The following is a 16656-nucleotide window of genomic DNA, read 5'->3' on the forward strand; positions in this document are numbered from 1 at the left end:
GCTGCTGTGCGCAGGCAGTAGGCATTCGGGGAGGGCAGTGACGCCAAGCCACGCCGACTCGCGAAACGCAAGTGCCGCCGTCGTACTTCCTGTGAAAAGTACGACGGCGGCACTCGCCGTTTGTTCCGGGGCTGAACGCTAGGCGGTCTGGCCTGCGTGCTGGCCTTCCGAGATCTCTTCAACAACCTTCGCGTTGAACGCCGGGAGGTCGTCCGGATTCCGGCTGGTGACGAGGCCTTGGTCCACCACCACTTCCTCGTCGGTCCAGTTGGCGCCCGCGTTCCGGAGGTCGGTCTGGAGCGTATGGTATGACGTGACGTTGCGGCCCTTGATGACGCCCGCGTCGATGAGGATCCACGGTCCGTGGCAGATCGAGGCCACCGGCTTGTGTTGCTCGAAGAAGGCCCGCGTGAAGTTCTGGGCGTCCTTGTCGACCCGTAAATGGTCGGCGTTCACGACGCCACCGGGGAGTACCAGTGCGTCAAAGTCGGATGCGTTCGCGTCGGCTACCGCGAGGTCGACGTCGAAGGTGTCACCCTTTTCGACGCCGTTGAATCCCTGGAGCTTTCCCTTGGAGAGGGCTACGAGCGTGGGCTGGCCTCCGGCGTCCTTCACGGCCTGCCAGGGGCTGGTGAGTTCGACCTGCTCCACGCCGTCCGTCAGAAGGAATGCGACCTTCTTGCCTGTGATGCTGTGTTCTGACATTGTTCCTCCTCCATTTGCGCGGTGGATTGCTTCTTGAGCGTGGGCCGCCGCCGTGAGAGTTGTTTGTCTGACTTGTTCAAGCCTAGGGAAGGTCATTTTAGTAAGCAAGCTGAGTATTCATTTGCCGTCGATTCCGGGTGCGCACCGCCGGTCTCCGGGTCTACCCCTACTTCCCCTTCTTCCCCCGCTTAGCCGCAGCATTCATCGCCGACTTCACCGATGGCGGCAGTCCCGCCGTCTCGGTTTCCGGCTCAGCGACCGTCCCGCGCCAGCGGGCCAGTCCTTTCATGCCGTGATAAATCACCAGCGCAGCGGCAGACCCCAAAGCAATGCCGGTGAACTTCAGCTCGCCAATGGTCCACGTGTAATCAGCAATCCCGATAATCAGGGCAACAGCAGCCGTCGTCAGGTTGATCGGGTTGGAGAAGTTGACCTTGTTCTGCACCCAGATCTTCACGCCGAGCACACCGATCATGCCGTACAGCATGGTCGCCGCGCCGCCGAGGACGCCGGGTGGCACGGTTGCGATCAGTTCGCCGAATTTCGGGGAGAAGCTCAGCAGGATGGCGAAGATGCCGGCCACCCAGTAGGCCGCCGTCGAGTAGACCTTGGTGGCGGCCATGACGCCAATGTTTTCCGCGTAAGTCGTAGTACCGGAACCGCCGCCGAAGCCGGCAAGTACGGTTGCGGCGCCGTCCGCCATCAGCGCCCGCCCGGAGACGCCGTCGAGGTTTTGACCGGTCATCGCGGCCACCGACTTCACGTGCCCCACATTTTCAGCGACCAGCACCAACACCACCGGCACGAACAGCCCCACAACGCCGACGTGGAACTCGGGCGTTTGGAACAGCGGCAGGCCCACCCATGCGGCAGCGTCCATCTTCTCGTAGCTGACCTCGCCGCGCATCATCGCCACGAGATAGCCCACCACCACGCCCACCAGAATGCTCAGGCGCCCCAGAATTCCGCGGAAGAGGACGCTGACCAGGATGATCGTGACCAGCGTGACCAGGGCGGTGACCGGAGCGAGGTCGAAGTTGTTCTTCGCGGCCGGGGCCAGGTTGAGGCCGATCAGCGCGACAATCGCGCCCGTGACGATCGGCGGCATGAGCCGGTTGATCCATTCAGCGCCAAACTTCTGGACCACTGCGCCAATAAGGGCCAGCACGACGCCGGCAAGCACCACGCCGCCCAAAGCGCCGCCAACGCCGTACTGCTGCTGGGACGCCATGATTGGGGCGATGAACGCGAAGCTCGAACCCAGGTAGCTGGGCACGCGGCCCTTGGTGATGACGAGGAAAAGCAGCGTGCCGATGCCCGAGAAGAGCAAGGTGGTGGCGGGCGGCATGCCGGTGATGATGGGGACCAGGAAGGTTGCGCCAAACATCGCAACGACGTGCTGCATGCCGATGCCAATAGTCAGGGGCCAAGCCAGCCGCTCGTCGGGCGAGACCACGTGGCCCGGGCGGATCGACTTCCCGTTGCCGTGGAGCTTCCATTTGGTGCCGAGCATGCTCATGGCGGGCCTTCCTCAGAAGAATGTTGGGATTCGGTGCAACATTACCGCCATTGCGGGGCCCGCTCTACGCGCCTCGCTCGCCGTTTGGCAAGCAAAACGGGCCCCGCAAGGCGGAACCTGCAGAAGGACTGTGCCGAACGTCACGGTCCGTCATGGGAAGAGGACATGTGAAGTTGAAGTTGCAACCATGGAAAGCAGAAGCGCCTGGCCATCCCGAAGGCCCGGGCCCAGCGAAAGGTTCACGAATGACGATCGCCCACGAAGAAGCAGTCATTGACGCCGCAGCAGTCGACGCCATTTTTGCCGAAGCACGAACCGCCAACAGCTTTGCCGGTGAGGTCACCGACGAGCAGGCACGCGCCATCTACGAGCTCACCAAGTTCGGCCCCACAGCTTTCAACTCCCAGCCCCTGCGTGTGACTTACGTCCGCTCGGACGAGGCCCGCGCCAAGCTGGTTGATGCGCTCTCCAAGGGCAACCAGGCCAAGACTGCCTCGGCCCCGCTGGTCGCCATCCTCTCCTACGACACCGATTGGCAGGGTCAGTGGGACAAGTTCCTTCCGGCCTACGGCGCCCCCAAGGCCATGTACGACGCCGACCCCGCTTTCGCCGCTGCTACGGGCAACAACAACGCCCACCTGCAGGCCGGCTACTTCATTCTGGCCGTACGCTCGCTCGGCTTCGCTGCCGGCCCAATGACCGGCGCTGACTTCGCCGCAATCGACGCCGAATTCTTCCCGGCGGCGGACCAGAAGAGCTTCCTCGTGGTCAACATCGGCCAGCCCGGCCCGGACGCATGGGGCGAAGCCAAGCCGAAGTTCGCATACGAAGAAGTTGTTCGCACCGTTTAGTCTTTCCGGCTGTTCCGCCGATGCTCTCGTACGTGACGTGCGAGAGCATCGGCGTTTAAGGCCCCGGATGTGAGAGAAGATCCGGGGGTTTGGATGTTCTCTCACGTCCTGCGGCTATTTCGGCATCCCTCTCGCAGATCCCGTCAGTTCTGACTCGCTGAGTGGCAAACTATGCCTATGCGGAACCTCATCTGGGTGGCATTTACGGAGCCCGTGCGGCCGGGGCTGGTGTTTCCGCGCAGCGACTGGCCGCTTCACATCACGTTGTTAAGGTTCGACGTCGGAACTGACGTGAGTGCCGACGTCGCCGATGTCCTCGCGGACCTGGCCGAAGCGCCAGTCCAGGGAGCCCTCGGAACGCAACTGACCATTGGGGAAGAAGCGGGCTTTGGCCACATGGGGTCCATCCCCGTGAGCTTGGTGGAACAAAACCCGCTGCTTCAAGGCCTGCACGAGGAACTCTTCGATGCCGTGGTCAGCGTGGGCGGGCGCATCGCTACGCCGAACTACGTCCTTGAACGCTACCGACCGCACATCTCGCATCACGACGGCAAGCGCCCAAAGCCGGGAGACGTCGTCGTGCTTGACCAGGTTGCGCTGGTGGACATGGCGCCGGAAGGCAACCACACCATCCGGCGCATCCTCAGACTCTGGACGCAGGACGCTGCAGAGGCTGAGGACTCGCAAACCGCCTGAACCTAAGCAATAACCCCATCCACCAAAGCCTTGGCTTCCTCCTGCACCTTGGCCAGGTGATCGGCGCCCTTGAAGGACTCCGCGTAGATCTTGTAGACGTCCTCGGTCCCGGAGGGGCGGGCCGCGAACCAGGCGTTCTCGGTAACAACCTTCAGGCCGCCGATCGAAGCGCCGTTGCCCGGGGCTTCCGTGAGCTTGGCGGTGATATCTTCGCCCGCCAATGAAGTGGCCGTGACGTCCGCGGCGGAGAGCTTGCCCAGCTTGGCCTTCTGCTCGCGGGAAGCCGCGGCATCGATTCGGGCGTAGACCGGCGCGCCGAACTGGTCGGTGAGCCCCTTGTACAACTGCGACGGGGATTTACCCGTGACAGCCATGATTTCCGAGGCTAACAGGGCCAAGAGGATGCCGTCCTTGTCCGTGGTCCACACACTGCCGTCGCGCTTGTTAAAGGAGGCGCCGGCCGATTCCTCGCCGCCGAAAGCACCCTCGCCGGACAGCAGTCCCGGCACGAACCACTTGAAGCCGACGGGAACTTCAACCAGCTTGCGGCCCAGCCCTGCAGCGACGCGGTCGATGATCGAGGACGAAACCAGCGTCTTGCCCACCACGGACGCGGGATTCCAGCCACTGCGGTTGCGGTACAGGTAGTCGATGGCGACGGCCAGGTAGTGGTTCGGGTTCATGAGTCCACCATCCGGCGTGACGATGCCGTGGCGGTCGGCGTCGGCGTCGTTACCCGTGGCGACGTCGTAGGCGGCGGTACCGTCCGCGCCCAGAGACATGCGCTTGATGAGCGAGGCCATAGCCGACGGCGAGGAGCAGTCCATGCGGATCTTCTCGTCCCAGTCCAGTGTCATGAAAGCCCACTGCGGGTCGACGGTGGGGTTCACGACCGTCAGGTTGAGCTGGTGGCGCTCACCGATCTCGCCCCAGTAGTCAACGGAAGCGCCGCCCATGGGATCGGCACCAATGCGGACACCGGCGTTGCGGATCGCATCCAGATCCAGGACGGAAGGGAGATCGTCAACGTAGCTGCTGAGGAAGTCGAACTTTCCAGTGGTGTCAGCATTCAAAGCATCGTTCAACGGAATGCGCTTGACGCCCCGGAGGCCGTTCTCAAGAAGCTGGTTGGCGCGTTCGGCGATCCAACCCGTGGCGTCGGTGTCGGCCGGTCCGCCGTGCGGGGGGTTGTACTTGAAGCCACCGTCGCCTGGCGGGTTGTGGCTGGGCGTGACAACAATGCCGTCAGCCTGGGGTGTCCCCGGCGCAGCTTCGCGGTTGTACTTGAGGATGGCGTGGCTCAGTGCAGGTGTGGGGGTGTAGCCGTGGCGCGCATCCACGAGTACTGTGACGCCGTTGGCCGCGAGGACCTCCAGCGCGGAGTTCTGCGCGGGCTCGCTCAGGGCGTGGGTGTCGCGTCCGATGAACAGCGGCCCGGTGATGCCCTGACGGCCGCGGTATTCAACGATTGCCTGCGTGATCGCGAGGATGTGCGGCTCGTTAAACGACGACTTCAGGCTGGATCCGCGGTGGCCCGACGTTCCAAACGCCACGCGTTGCGCGGGATCGCCCAAATCCGGGGTGACGTCGAAGTACGCGTCCAGCAGGGCTGTGATGTCAACAAGGTCTTGGGGAAGGGCAACTGTGCCCGCTCGGCTAGCCATGTCGTCCAGCATGCCAGACCACCACGCCCCCTGACAGGAAATGTCCCGGGATCCGGCCCCTGTGACGCAGAATGGCGGCGATGTGGCGGCGGATGAGTCAAAGATTTACCTCGCGTTTACGAGCGGCGGCTTTAGTGGGAGGATTCCGCCCTGACACCGTGTGACGCCTGCCCTGGCACTGCGCGGAACCGGAAAAGCGCGTTGCCTTATGCGGCGCACCCGGCGGCGGTAGGGTGGGAAACAAAGACTTAGCGAGGGGGATTCCCATGTCAGATCAACCATCCAAGGGCAACGAGGACAAACCGGCGGGCTACGAACCGCCGCAGTACATCCCGCCCGCCGAATTCAGCCCGCCGGAGCAGAGCTCGCAGACACAGCCGCTTCCGCCGTACGACCAAGGCGCATACACGCAGAACGCCCAAGGCAAGGACGATTTCTACACGCAGCCGCTCCCGCCCACGAGCCAGAGCCAGAGCAGTGCTGGCCAGAGCAGTGCCAGCCAGGGCCCGTACACACCGGGTGATTACAGCCAGCCGAGCCCCTCGCCCTACGGCCAGCCGCCCAGCCCTTATAACCAGAGCCAGTACAGCCAGGGCCAGTACAACCAGGCCCCGTATCAGCAGCAGCCCTACGGCCAGCAGAACCCGTACGGCCAGCCGGCGTATTACGCCATGCCCACGCAGCCCAAGGGCCTAAGCATTGCGAGCATGTGCTGCGGCATTGCCACTTTCATTGGCTTCGGGTTCTTCATCCTGCCGCAGATTGCAGCTGTGATCCTGGGGCACCTTGCCCTCAACCGCGAGCCCGCCAGCAAGGGCATGGCGATTGCCGGCCTGATCATGGGTTACGTCGGCGTGGCGATCACGGTGGTCGTCCTGATCTTCTTCTTCGCCGCGATCGGGGCCTCGAGCAGCAGGTACAACTACTAACGCGTACGACGGCGACCCTTACGTCAGGTGGGAATCCCACAGAACGTAAGGGTCGCCGTCGTTATTTAGCGCAGGGCGGGTCGGTCACCTGGCGTGAGCGACGCCCGAATTCCTAAGCGACACCCGAATGTGTGAGCGACGCAGCAACGGACCAGCGCTGCCTGGATGTAGGCGGCGATGGTCCGTTTGCGTGTCGTCAGGCGGCGTTGGTCCGGCGGAGGCCGAAAACCAGCTACCGAACCCCGCCCATCAGCTTCTTGATGGCCGGTGATCCAGCGGCGAGGGCCACAGCCAGCACCACAGCCACGCCGCCAATGCCCAGGAAGTACGGGAGTTCGTCGTCGGGGTTGTAAAGGCCGGCAAGGATGCCTGCCAAAGTGGTGCCCAGGGAGACGGACAGGAAGAACAGCGCCACCATCTGGGTATGGAAAGCCTGCGGGGCGAGCTTGGTGCTCACGGACAGGCCAATGGGGGAGAGGAAGAGCTCCGCCAGCGTGAACAGGAACAGGATTCCCACCAGTGCCAGCAGCGGGGTCTTGCCCTCGCCGGCCAGAGGGATGAAGCAGAGGAAGGCGAGGCCCACGATGAGCAGGCCCGCCGAGAATTTCAGCGGGGAGCTCGGCTGCTTGGCACCCAGCTTGGTCCACAGGGCAGCCATGACGCCGGCGAAGATGATGATGAACACCGGGTTGATGGACTGGACCCATGCGGCCGGCATTTCCCAACCGAAGAGGTTGCGGTCAAGTTTCTCCTCGGAGTACACGGCGATGAACGTGAACTGCTGCTGGAAGAGTGCCCAGAATGCGGCCGATGCGATGTACAGCGGGATGAAGGCAACTACGCGTTTACGCTCCACACCGCTAACGAGCGGGCTGCGGAAGATCAGGAAAAGGTAGATCACCGAGGCGCCGATGGCGGCGTAGGCCATGCTGCGTGCCAGGTTGTCGGCGTTAACGGTGCCCGTGCCGAGCAGTACGCCGATCACGATCAGGATGCCGAGGAAGATCAGCCCGTATCGGGTGCGGTCAGCAGCCGGCAGCGGGTTGGGAACGCGGTGCGCTTCGGCGGGGAGCTTGTTGCGGCCCAGTGAGTAGATGAGAAGGCCGATCGCCATGCCCACTGCCGCTGCGCCGAAGCCCCAGTGGAAGCCGTTGCTCTCCTGCAGCCAGCCGGTGACCAGCGGGCCGATGAGTCCACCGATGTTGATGCCCATGTAGAAGATGGAGAAACCGGCGTCGCGGCGTTCGTCCTTCTCGCCGTACAGGCTGCCGACCAGCGCCGTCGCGTTGGCTTTCAGGCCACCGGAGCCGATACCCACAAGTACCAGGCCCGCGATCAGTCCGGGAATGCCGGGCAGGAGGGCCAGCGCGATGTGGCCGGCCATGATCATGAGGGCTGAGCCGAAGAGGACCTTTTCGGAACCGAAGATACGGTCAGCAAGCCAGGCGCCGAGGATGGTGGACAGGTAAACGCCGCCACCATATGCGCCCACCAAGCCGGCGGCGAGGCCCTTGTCTATGGACAGCCCGCCTTGGTCGGAGGTGAAGTACATGTAGTAAAGCAGGATGCCCTGCATGCCGTAGAAGGAGAATCGCTCCCACATCTCCACGGAGAAGAGGCTGGCCAGCATCTTTGGGTGGCCGAAAAATGACGTATCGCCCGATGGTTTTTGGGGCGTAGCCGTGGTTAGAGGTGTGCTCATTTCCTCAATGCTGGCATTGACTGCGGGCATTGTCACATCGAAAGGTGCCCGTGGCAACCACTTTCCATATGATAGACAACCGCACAATCCCCCTTAGTGAAAGGCCTCCAGAACGGCCGCGAGCTGGAGAAGCTGCAGCTCAGAACCCTCTTTCCCGATCATCTGAATGCCCATCGGCAGGCCACTTGCTGTCACATGGACGGGGATGCTGATTGCCGGCAATCCGCACACGTTGACCATGGAGGACCAAGGCGCGTACTCGCATTGCCTTCTGTAATCTTCGTCCGCGTCACCGGCCCACTCGCTCGGCCAGGGCTCACTGCTGTGGCCACCGCCCGTGAACCAGCCGATCGGGCGCGGTGTCTGCGCCAGCGTGGGCATAAGGATGACGTCCCACTCCGCGTATTGCGCGATCGTGTCGTGCTCGAACTGCCGCAGGAAACCCAAGGCCTCATTGACCTTCAACGCGCTGCGCTGCTGCGCACGACGACGGAACGTCCGGGTGAGCGGGGTCAGGAGCGCCTCGCGCTGGGGTGCGATTCGCGCACTTCCGACGCCGGCAGTCCAAGCTGCGGTGAACGCCTCGGGGTAGCGGTTGTCGTAGCGGATCTCCGCTTCCGCAACACGGTGCCCTGCCTCCTCAAGCAGCTTGATCCCCCGCGCCAGGGCGTCCAATGCTTCCTGTTCCACCTCGAAAGGGAAAACGCCGGCCCACGGGCTATCCAGGCTCACGCCTACATTGAGCGGCGTTGGGGCGTGGTCAATGTTGGCGAGATAACCGCCGTCGGGCGCTTGTTCGCGGGGGACCAGCGCATCCATCAGCAGGGCAGCGTCCGCGGCCGTACGCGCCAGCGGTCCGGCGACCACCAATTTAGCTGCATCGCCCGCGCTCGCTCCGGACGGCACCAGGCCGCGCCCGGGCTTGAGTCCCACCAGTCCACAGGCACCGGCCGGAATCCGGATGGAACCGCCGCCGTCGGTCCCGGGAGCGAACGGAACCATGCCCGCTGCCACGGCCGCAGCGCTTCCGCCCGACGATCCACCGGAACTTCGGCTTAAGGAATGGGGATTGCGCGACGGCGGTGCGATGCGGTTTTCGCTGTACGCGGTGAGTCCGAACTCCGGAACCTGCGTCTTGCCAAGCGAGATGCCGCCCTGGCCTCTCAAAGTGGCTGCGAGGGCGCCGTCCTCCGGCGCAGGTTTGTGCTCCAACGCGGCACTGCCGTGAGTAGTGGGAATGCCTGCCACGTCAGTGAGGTCCTTGAAGGCCAAGGGCACACCATGCAACAGCGGCAACTCAGAAAGGCGGCCATCGCTGCGCAGTTTCGAATGGAGATTGTCTGCCCTGCTGGCGTCGGCCATCGCTTGCTCTGGAGTAACGGTAATAAAGGCGCCCAAGTGCCTGTTCCGGGCCTCGATGACGAAAAGGAAATGACTAGTCGCCTCCCTCGCCGACAGTTCGCCGGATGCGAGGGCATCGCGAAGCTCCACAGCGCTGAGGGCTTGCGGGGAAAGATCAACCAAGGAAACGAGACTCCAACCGTTCCTCCACAGCGATGGCGTCCACACTCTCGCCAGCACCTGCAGTAACCCGGAATGCAGCCTTGTTCTTGACTTCGGACACCACTTCCACGAGTTCGGTGCCCCGGTAAACCAGCCCCACGCCGTCGTCGGTGCAATGCGCCTCGCCCAGCGTGCCGTTGGCCACGAGCTTGTGGATGGCAGGAGCCCGGCGGGGCTCGGAATCGTAGTGGACGCCGTTGGCGTAAGGAAGGAAGCCAAGCGCGTTGGTCACCGGCTGCAATTCAGGCCCGAAGGAGTCCGTCACGCCGCTCTTGAACCAACAAATGGAACCCGCGGAAACGCCGGCCAGGACCACCCCGCTTTCCCAAGCCTTCCGAAAAATTCCATCCAGGCCGTGTGCCCGCCACACGGCAAGCAGGTTGACCACCGAACCACCGTGGACCCACACCACGTCCTGCTGCAGAAGATGCGCTTCGGGGTCCTCAATATTGGGCATGGTGAAGAGGTTCAGATGAGCGAAATCAAACCCGGCGATGCGGGCGGCCTGATCCACCTCTGCTGCCCACCAGCGTTGGTCACCTGATGCCGTACCAATGTGGGTCACGCGCGGTGCGCGGCCACTTACCCCGGATAACTCGACGGCGTAGTGCATGAGGTGGTCGAACTCGATGCGGGTCCGGCTGCCTGGCTTGTAACCGCCGGATGTTGCGAGGATGGTGGGTTGGCCAGCCGCCATGGTCCTGCTCCTAACAGCCGATTCAAGGGAGTCCTTGCGTCCCAGTCTTAGTGCCGTAACCGCGGCGCGCAAGCGACGTCCCGCTTCGCGGCCGCTGCGACTAGGCTGGATGATGACCTGAATCGATGGGAAGGAACCGCCATGAGCGACTTCGAAACCGTGCCTGTGGGCGATATTCCGGCTGATGCCAGCATCCTGGACGTTCGTGAGGACTATGAATGGGTTGCCGGACACGTTGAAGGTGCACGGCATATCCCCATGGACCAACTGCCGAACCGCCTGGATGAACTGGATCCGGACGACGACCTTTTCGTCATCTGCCGTACCGGTGGCCGTTCGTTCCGAGTAGTCCAGTGGCTGGTGGGCCAGGGCTACTCAGCAGTGAACGTAGCCGGGGGCATGGATATGTGGTTCGAAGCCGGCAGGCCGATGGTGTCGGACAACGGCCTCAAGCCAGTGGTTCTCTAACCTCCGGTCTAGCCTTTCCCACGCATATAACCACCAAGGAATACTCAATGTCAGCACCGACCTACACGTTCCTGGGCCCTGAGGGAACGTTCACTGAGACCGCCCTCATGCAGGTCCCCGGCGCCGCTGATGCCTTCCGCATTCCTTGCACCAACGTGAACACGGCGCTTGAGCGGGTGCGCAATGGCGAGGCCGACGCCGCCATGGTTCCCATCGAAAACTCGGTGGAGGGTGGCGTGACCGCGACGTTGGACGCCATTGCCACGGGCCCCGAACTCCGGATCATCCGTGAGGCGCTGGTTCCTATTACCTTCGTGCTCGTGGCAAGGCCCGGCGTCGTGCTTTCGAGTATTCAGCGCATTTCCACCCATGGTCACGCGTGGGCTCAATGCCGCCTGTGGGTGGATGAAAACATTCCGAACGCGGACTATGTCCCCGGTTCTTCTACCGCCGCATCAGCCATGGGCCTCCTTGAGGGAGATGCGCACTACGACGCCGCTATTTGCGCGCCGCTGATCGCGTCTGAGCAACCCGGACTCAACGTTCTGGCCGAAAACATTGGCGACAACCCGGACGCAGTCACCCGATTTATCCTGGTGAGCCGGCCGGGTACTTTGCCTGAACGCACGGGTGCCGACAAGACCACCGTTGTTGTCCCGCTGCCGGAGGACCACCCAGGTGCGCTCATGGAGATCCTTGACCAGTTCGCTTCGCGAGGGGTCAACCTGAGCCGTATCGAATCACGTCCCACCGGCCAGTACCTGGGTCACTACTTCTTCAGCATCGATGCCGACGGTCATGCGTCTGATTCCCGCGTTGCTGATGCCCTGGCAGGGCTTCACAGAATCAGTCCGGCAACCCGTTTCCTGGGCTCATACGCGCGCGCCGATAAGCAAGCTGCGGTGGTTGCCCCACATACGTCGGACGCCGCCTTTGCCTCCGCTCATGCGTGGGTCCAATCGATTCTGAAGGGCTAGGTTGCGCTGGGTCTGCCGCTAAATAATTGAACCTTCAACCCCTTTCGCGCTGATGCAAGTGTGCGTATGCTTGCCTGATCCATAAACGATGGATGAATGCCCAAAAGAAGGGAGCGGTCATGTCTGTCCACCGAGATGACAAAGACGGCCAGGGCATGATCGTCAATCCCAAGCCCTCCGGCGAGAACAAGGACGACTGGGACGGCGACGAAGCTGACCGCGCGGATCGACTCCGTTTTGAAGAAGAACAAGCGATGATCCGAGAGCAGGCCGAGGCCCGGGCTGCAGCGAAGGCGGCAGCCGAAGCAGCCGCAGCAAATGCGGCCCAACCCGAGAAGGGCGCAGTCTAGAGGGTTTGAGCCTTCGGTACCCGCACCAACAGCGAACCCGGCTGGACCTGAACGGTGACCTCCGTGGCCTCGCCCGCGGGGTCGCCGTCGAGCTGGGTCGCCATAGGTTCCTGGCTGCGAATGGTGACCTTGCCGGAGCGATAGAAATTCATCACCGGCAGATTCCGCTTGTGCTTGAACAGGATCTTTGCGTACATGGCAATCCATCCGAAGGCACTTCGGGGGCTGATGACGACGATGTCCAGCATGCCGTCGTCGATCATGGCTTCCGGAATGAAATCAATACCTCCCGGAATGAGGCCACAGTTGGCGAAAAGCACGCTGCGGATTTTCCGGGCCTGTTCCGGCTGGTCATCCATGGTGATGGTGACACGCTTGCGGCGGCCGGGCAGATGCCGGACTCCGGCCTCGGTGTAGGCGAGCCAACCCACGGACTTCTTCAAGTCTTCCTTCGTATCGCCAAGAACCTCCGCATCGAGGCCCATGCCGGCGATCACCAGGAACGTGTGCGTGGATGATTCTCCCGTGATGTCGTTGTCTATTGCCATGCTGGCGGTGTCGATAAAACGCTGATGGCCAAAGAGGGCGATCTGGATGCAGTCGGCGATGTCGTTGACGTCCAGTTCGACATTTCGAGCCAGAAGGTTGCCGGTACCCAGCGGAATGAGGCCCATCGCCACGCCCTTATGCGCCAGCGACTCAGCCACGACACGCACTGTACCGTCGCCGCCGCACGCAAGAACGACGTCGGCCCCGTACTCCAGCGCTTGGCGCGACTGCCCGTAACCGGGGTCCTCCAGGGTGGTCTCGAAGAACTGGGGACTGTCCCAACCGGCGAGGTCGCATGCGTCGATGATTGCTTGGCGGGCCTCGATCGACTTGTTTTTCACAGGGTTGAGGATCACCGCAACCTTCTGATGCCCAGGCTCCGGCTTGTGCGTGTCCTCCCGAACCGCGCTCCTGATGTGACGGGCTCTCAATCGGCGCACACCCCACCAACTGGAGACGGCAAACGCCACGCCCCCAGCGAGAATCACGTACAGGATCCAGTCGCTCATGGTGCTCCAACACTATCGCCCTGCGTAGTCCTGATTTGACTGCGTTCATTCCAGTGCTTGCACGGCTCTGGGTCCGCACAGGAAATCAGCGCCCCATTCGATACTCTTGTGTGGTGATCGACGTAAAAGACCTCAGCGAAAATCCGGACAAGTTCCGTGCCAGCCAGCGCGCCCGTGGCGCCGACGAGTCTGTTGTGGACGCGATCATCTCCGCAGACTCCGATCGCCGCGCCGCGCTGATCCGCCACGAAACCCTCCGTGCCGAGCAGAACGCCTTCGGCAAGAGGGTTGCCCAGGCAAAGGGTGAGGAAAAGCAGGCTCTGCTGGCGGAGGTCAAGGAACTGGCCAACTCGGTGAAGGCCGCTTCCGCTGAAGCCGCTGCTGCCCAGGCCAAACAGGAAGAGCTGCTCCGCGGCATCCCCAACCTGATCGTGGATGGTGTTCCTGAGGGCGGCGAGGACGATTACGTTGTGGTCAAGACCGTGGGTACCCCGCGCGAATTCACGGATTTCGAGCCGAAGGACCATTTGGAAATCGGCGAACTGATAGGCGCGATCGACATGGAACGCGGCGCCAAGGTTTCCGGTGCGCGCTTCTACTTCCTCCGCGGTGTTGGCGCCCGGTTGGAAATGGCACTTCTGCAGATGGCCATGGACCAGGCGATCGAGGCCGGCTTCGTCCCCATGATCACCCCCACTCTGGTGCGCCCGGAGACCATGCAGGGCACCGGCTTTGACGTAAAGCACGACGCCGAGATCTACCGTCTCGCCGAAGACGACCTTTACCTTGTGGGAACCTCCGAGGTGGCCCTCGCGGGCTATCACGCAGACGAGATCCTGGACCTCTCGGCCGGCCCCATCCGCTACGCCGGCCAGAGCTCCTGCTACCGCCGCGAGGCCGGTTCGCACGGCAAGGACACCCGGGGCATCATCCGCGTGCACCAGTTCAACAAGGTGGAGATGTTCATCTACACCACGGTTGAAGAAGCAGCCGCGGAGCACCAACGACTGCTTGCCTGGGAAGAGGAAATGCTGGCCAAGTGCGAGCTTCCCTACCGCGTGATCGACACGGCTGCAGGCGACCTCGGCATGTCCGCGGCCCGCAAGTTCGACTGCGAAGCCTGGGTTCCTACGCAGAACGCCTACCGCGAGCTCACGTCCACGTCCAACTGCACCACATTCCAGGCCCGCCGCCTCAACATCCGCGAACGCGTGATCAACGAGGAAGGCGTTGCCAAGGGCACCCGCGCCGTCGCAACCCTGAATGGCACCCTGGCCACCACCCGCTGGATCGTTGCCCTGCTGGAGCACCACCAGAACCCGGACGGCTCGGTCAACGTTCCCAAGGCGCTGCAGAAGTACATTGGCGGGCTTGAGGTTCTGCCGGTCCTGTAGTTCTCTCCGCGGAAGACCCCGCCCAACGGACCATTCACCCTCGCGCGCGGCGGTGAATGGTCCGTAGGGCGGGGTTTCTTGTCCTGGAAAGTCCGGCTGCTTCGAGCTTTGCAAGCAGCTTCTCCGGCCTGATGGCAGTGGTCCAGTCCCACCGCACTACGTGGAAGCCCATGGCACGGAGTCGGTCCTCGCGTTTCTTCTCCTTGAGCACGGTTTCACGTGCAGTTCCCCCATTGAGGTATTCGTCATTGAGGTACTTTGCATCTCCGTCGACCTCGCCAATAATCTTGAGTTCCCGCCAGTAGAAGTCCGTCCGGGCAACGAATCCCAAGGCGTCATGGAATTCGGCCTGAAGCTCGGGGGCTGGAAAACCAAGTAGATGCATCTGCGCACGGCTCAGGGACTCGCCAGCTGATCCCGAGCGAGCGTCGGCGAAGTCAAGGACTGAGCTGACCCAGAGTCTCTTTGCGGCGGATGCCAGGCTCTCTCCTGCAAGATGCAGGTCTTCAACGCTGGCGGCCGAAGCTCCGAACCTTTTTGGGCTGATGGCGTGATCCGCTAGAACCACCGCCCGTGCGAAGGGAAGCCGGGCCATTACGTCAGCCGCTGTTGAATTAAGGTCCGTGACGGTCAGCCCGTTCAGGTGTACTGGACTCGCTTGATAGGCATGGCGATAGATGCCGTAACTCTTGGTGCGCTCCAGTCCTGTGCTGCCAGACTTCGTGCCTCCGGAGGCCTGAGTAGTCGGTCGCTTGGAACCCGCGTGGCTGGATGACGAATTGGCCAAATGGATGTGCGCCGGGATTCCGACAACCTGCATCCCCCAGAGTACGGCCGCCGTCTCGTAGCAAAAGTGTGCAGAAGGTAGTTCCAGAGCGACTGCCCTGATGGTCGCGGAGTAGCGCTCCCAAGGCTTTAGGGACATCCACCGGCTCTTGTCCATGTAGACTCCCTTGCGCACTCTGACCAGCTCACCCTTCGTAAATCGCCTGCTGAGCGAACGAATATCTCCCGAGTTGGCTCTCTGTTGCGTGGACACCAGGAACTCGGCTGTTTCTTTCATGGAAACAACTTTCGATGGCGGAGGGAGCCGGCGGGTACGACAGGTCCGGTGGAGGGTGTCTGGTGCGGGCGGGGAGTGAGGGGCGGAGTGTTCACGCGGCGTTAATCCGGTGCTGTGTCCTCGGTCCTAGTGCGGTGTCAGAGGTGTCTGCTCTACTGGAACCATGACTATTTTGACTGACACTCCAGTTGCTGGCATCGATGACCAGCCAAATGACAACAACAAACTCATGATCGCATTGGACGTTGACGGCACGCTCGTGGACCACGACGGCCACATGTCTCCCGGGGTTAGGGCGGCTGCACAAGAGGTAGTGGCAAGCGGGCACGACGTCATGATCGCCACCGGCCGGTCGCTGAATGCCACCCTGCCCATCATCGAGCAAATCGGCTTGGAACGTGGTTACGCGGTGTGCTGCAACGGCGGCGTGACGCTTCGACTGGATCCCACCTTGGAGGCCGGCTACGAGATCATCCACAAGGCAACGTTCGATCCCGCTCCGGCTCTGAAGGCCCTGCGCGAACGCCTGCCCAATGCGAAGTACGCGCTGGAGGACGAAGACGGGAACTTCCTCTCCACGGAGCGTTTCCAGGACGCCAGCTTTGGCGTCGAGGCAATCGGCGTGGACTTCCAGACCATGTTGGAGGCAACGGCTGTCCGCGTGGTGGTCTTCAGCAGTGACAACACCTCGGACGACTTCAACCACGCCATCCGCCACATCGGCCTTTCCGGCGTGACGTACTCGGTGGGCTGGACGGCATGGCTGGACATTGCCGCGGAGGGCGTCACCAAGGCCAGCGCGCTTGAGGCCCTGCGCCAGAGGATCGGCACGGAACAGGCCAACACGGTGGCGGTGGGCGATGGCCGCAACGACATCGAGATGCTCACATGGGCAGGCAGGGGAGTGGCGATGGGCCAGGCTCCCGAGGAAGTAATAGCCGTCGCGGATGAGGTCACCGCGTCAGTATTCGACGACGGCGCCGCCCTGGTTCTGCGCAGCGTGCTGTAGCAGCCGGACCC

16 protein-coding genes are annotated in these 16656 nt (G+C 62.7%); 8 read left to right on the forward strand and 8 right to left on the reverse strand.

Features of this window, described 5'->3' with window-relative positions:
• Positions 1–138 precede the first annotated feature (138 nt).
• The gene (locus tag AC1DD5_RS08135; protein WP_442005192.1) at positions 139–705 is read right to left on the reverse strand and encodes a type 1 glutamine amidotransferase domain-containing protein; all 567 of its coding nucleotides are present in this window, start codon (positions 703–705) and stop codon (positions 139–141) included.
• Positions 706–871: 166 nt separating this feature from the next.
• A complete protein-coding gene (locus AC1DD5_RS08140) occupies positions 872–2224 on the reverse strand; it encodes a uracil-xanthine permease family protein (protein ID WP_442005191.1) in 1353 nt (450 codons plus the stop codon).
• A 245-nt stretch (positions 2225–2469) separates the two neighbouring features.
• On the opposite strand from AC1DD5_RS08140, the gene AC1DD5_RS08145 reads away from it, so the two are divergent.
• Both AC1DD5_RS08145 and AC1DD5_RS08150 read left to right on the forward strand, forming a co-directional pair.
• Positions 2470–3075 carry a malonic semialdehyde reductase gene (locus AC1DD5_RS08145; RefSeq protein ID WP_442005190.1) on the forward strand — a complete coding sequence of 202 codons (606 nt, stop codon included), beginning with the start codon at positions 2470–2472 and terminating at the stop codon, positions 3073–3075.
• 177 nt (positions 3076–3252) lie between these two features.
• Positions 3253–3771 carry a 2'-5' RNA ligase family protein gene (locus AC1DD5_RS08150; RefSeq protein WP_216924279.1) on the forward strand — a complete coding sequence of 173 codons (519 nt, stop codon included), beginning with the start codon at positions 3253–3255 and terminating at the stop codon, positions 3769–3771.
• A gap of 2 nt (positions 3772–3773) precedes the next feature.
• On the opposite strand, the gene pgm is transcribed toward AC1DD5_RS08150, so the two are convergent.
• Positions 3774–5435 carry a phosphoglucomutase (alpha-D-glucose-1,6-bisphosphate-dependent) gene (gene pgm, locus AC1DD5_RS08155; protein WP_477521114.1) on the reverse strand — a complete coding sequence of 554 codons (1662 nt, stop codon included), beginning with the start codon at positions 5433–5435 and terminating at the stop codon, positions 3774–3776.
• A 266-nt stretch (positions 5436–5701) separates the two neighbouring features.
• On the opposite strand from pgm, the gene AC1DD5_RS08160 reads away from it, so the two are divergent.
• Positions 5702–6364, forward strand: coding sequence for a DUF4190 domain-containing protein (locus AC1DD5_RS08160; RefSeq protein ID WP_477521115.1), 663 nt, complete (start codon positions 5702–5704; stop codon positions 6362–6364).
• Positions 6365–6596: 232 nt separating this feature from the next.
• Here AC1DD5_RS08160 and AC1DD5_RS08165 read toward each other — a convergent pair whose 3' ends face one another.
• The 3 genes from AC1DD5_RS08165 to AC1DD5_RS08175 form a co-directional block, all read right to left on the reverse strand.
• Positions 6597–8096, reverse strand: a complete 1500-nt coding sequence (locus AC1DD5_RS08165; RefSeq protein WP_477521116.1) for a peptide MFS transporter — start codon at positions 8094–8096, stop codon at positions 6597–6599.
• A 63-nt stretch (positions 8097–8159) separates the two neighbouring features.
• Positions 8160–9590, reverse strand: a complete 1431-nt coding sequence (locus AC1DD5_RS08170; RefSeq protein WP_477521117.1) for an amidase — start codon at positions 9588–9590, stop codon at positions 8160–8162.
• The gene (locus AC1DD5_RS08175; protein WP_477521118.1) at positions 9583–10326 is read right to left on the reverse strand and encodes a Type 1 glutamine amidotransferase-like domain-containing protein; all 744 of its coding nucleotides are present in this window, start codon (positions 10324–10326) and stop codon (positions 9583–9585) included. Before AC1DD5_RS08175 ends, AC1DD5_RS08170 begins: the two co-directional genes overlap by 8 nt.
• 141 nt (positions 10327–10467) lie before the next feature.
• Here AC1DD5_RS08175 and AC1DD5_RS08180 point away from each other — a divergent pair, with 141 nt between their 5' ends.
• From AC1DD5_RS08180 to AC1DD5_RS08190, 3 genes are all read left to right on the forward strand, one after another.
• The gene (locus AC1DD5_RS08180) at positions 10468–10794 is read left to right on the forward strand and encodes a rhodanese-like domain-containing protein (RefSeq protein WP_442005183.1); all 327 of its coding nucleotides are present in this window, start codon (positions 10468–10470) and stop codon (positions 10792–10794) included.
• A gap of 47 nt (positions 10795–10841) precedes the next feature.
• Positions 10842–11771 (forward strand): prephenate dehydratase, encoded by a 930-nt coding sequence (pheA, locus tag AC1DD5_RS08185; RefSeq protein WP_477521119.1) that lies wholly within the window; start codon positions 10842–10844, stop codon positions 11769–11771.
• Between the two features lie 119 nt (positions 11772–11890).
• The gene (locus AC1DD5_RS08190; protein WP_216924263.1) at positions 11891–12121 is read left to right on the forward strand and encodes a hypothetical protein; all 231 of its coding nucleotides are present in this window, start codon (positions 11891–11893) and stop codon (positions 12119–12121) included.
• On the opposite strand, the gene AC1DD5_RS08195 is transcribed toward AC1DD5_RS08190, so the two are convergent.
• On the reverse strand, positions 12118–13179 hold the full coding sequence (locus AC1DD5_RS08195; RefSeq protein WP_477521120.1) for a diacylglycerol/lipid kinase family protein: 1062 nt from the start codon (positions 13177–13179) through the stop codon (positions 12118–12120). The genes AC1DD5_RS08190 and AC1DD5_RS08195 overlap by 4 nt on opposite strands.
• A 113-nt stretch (positions 13180–13292) precedes the next feature.
• Here AC1DD5_RS08195 and serS point away from each other — a divergent pair, with 113 nt between their 5' ends.
• A complete protein-coding gene (gene serS, locus AC1DD5_RS08200; protein ID WP_442005180.1) occupies positions 13293–14573 on the forward strand; it encodes a serine--tRNA ligase in 1281 nt (426 codons plus the stop codon).
• A gap of 34 nt (positions 14574–14607) precedes the next feature.
• Here serS and AC1DD5_RS08205 read toward each other — a convergent pair whose 3' ends face one another.
• Entirely contained in the window at positions 14608–15636 is a 1029-nt protein-coding gene (locus AC1DD5_RS08205; protein ID WP_442005179.1) for a hypothetical protein, read from the reverse strand.
• Positions 15637–15799: 163 nt separating this feature from the next.
• On the opposite strand from AC1DD5_RS08205, the gene AC1DD5_RS08210 reads away from it, so the two are divergent.
• Complete coding sequence (locus AC1DD5_RS08210) at positions 15800–16645, forward strand: HAD family hydrolase (protein WP_477514283.1); 846 nt, start codon at positions 15800–15802, stop codon at positions 16643–16645.
• Positions 16646–16656: the final 11 nt, after the last annotated feature.

Source organism: Paenarthrobacter sp. 10L420, assembly GCF_056395385.1.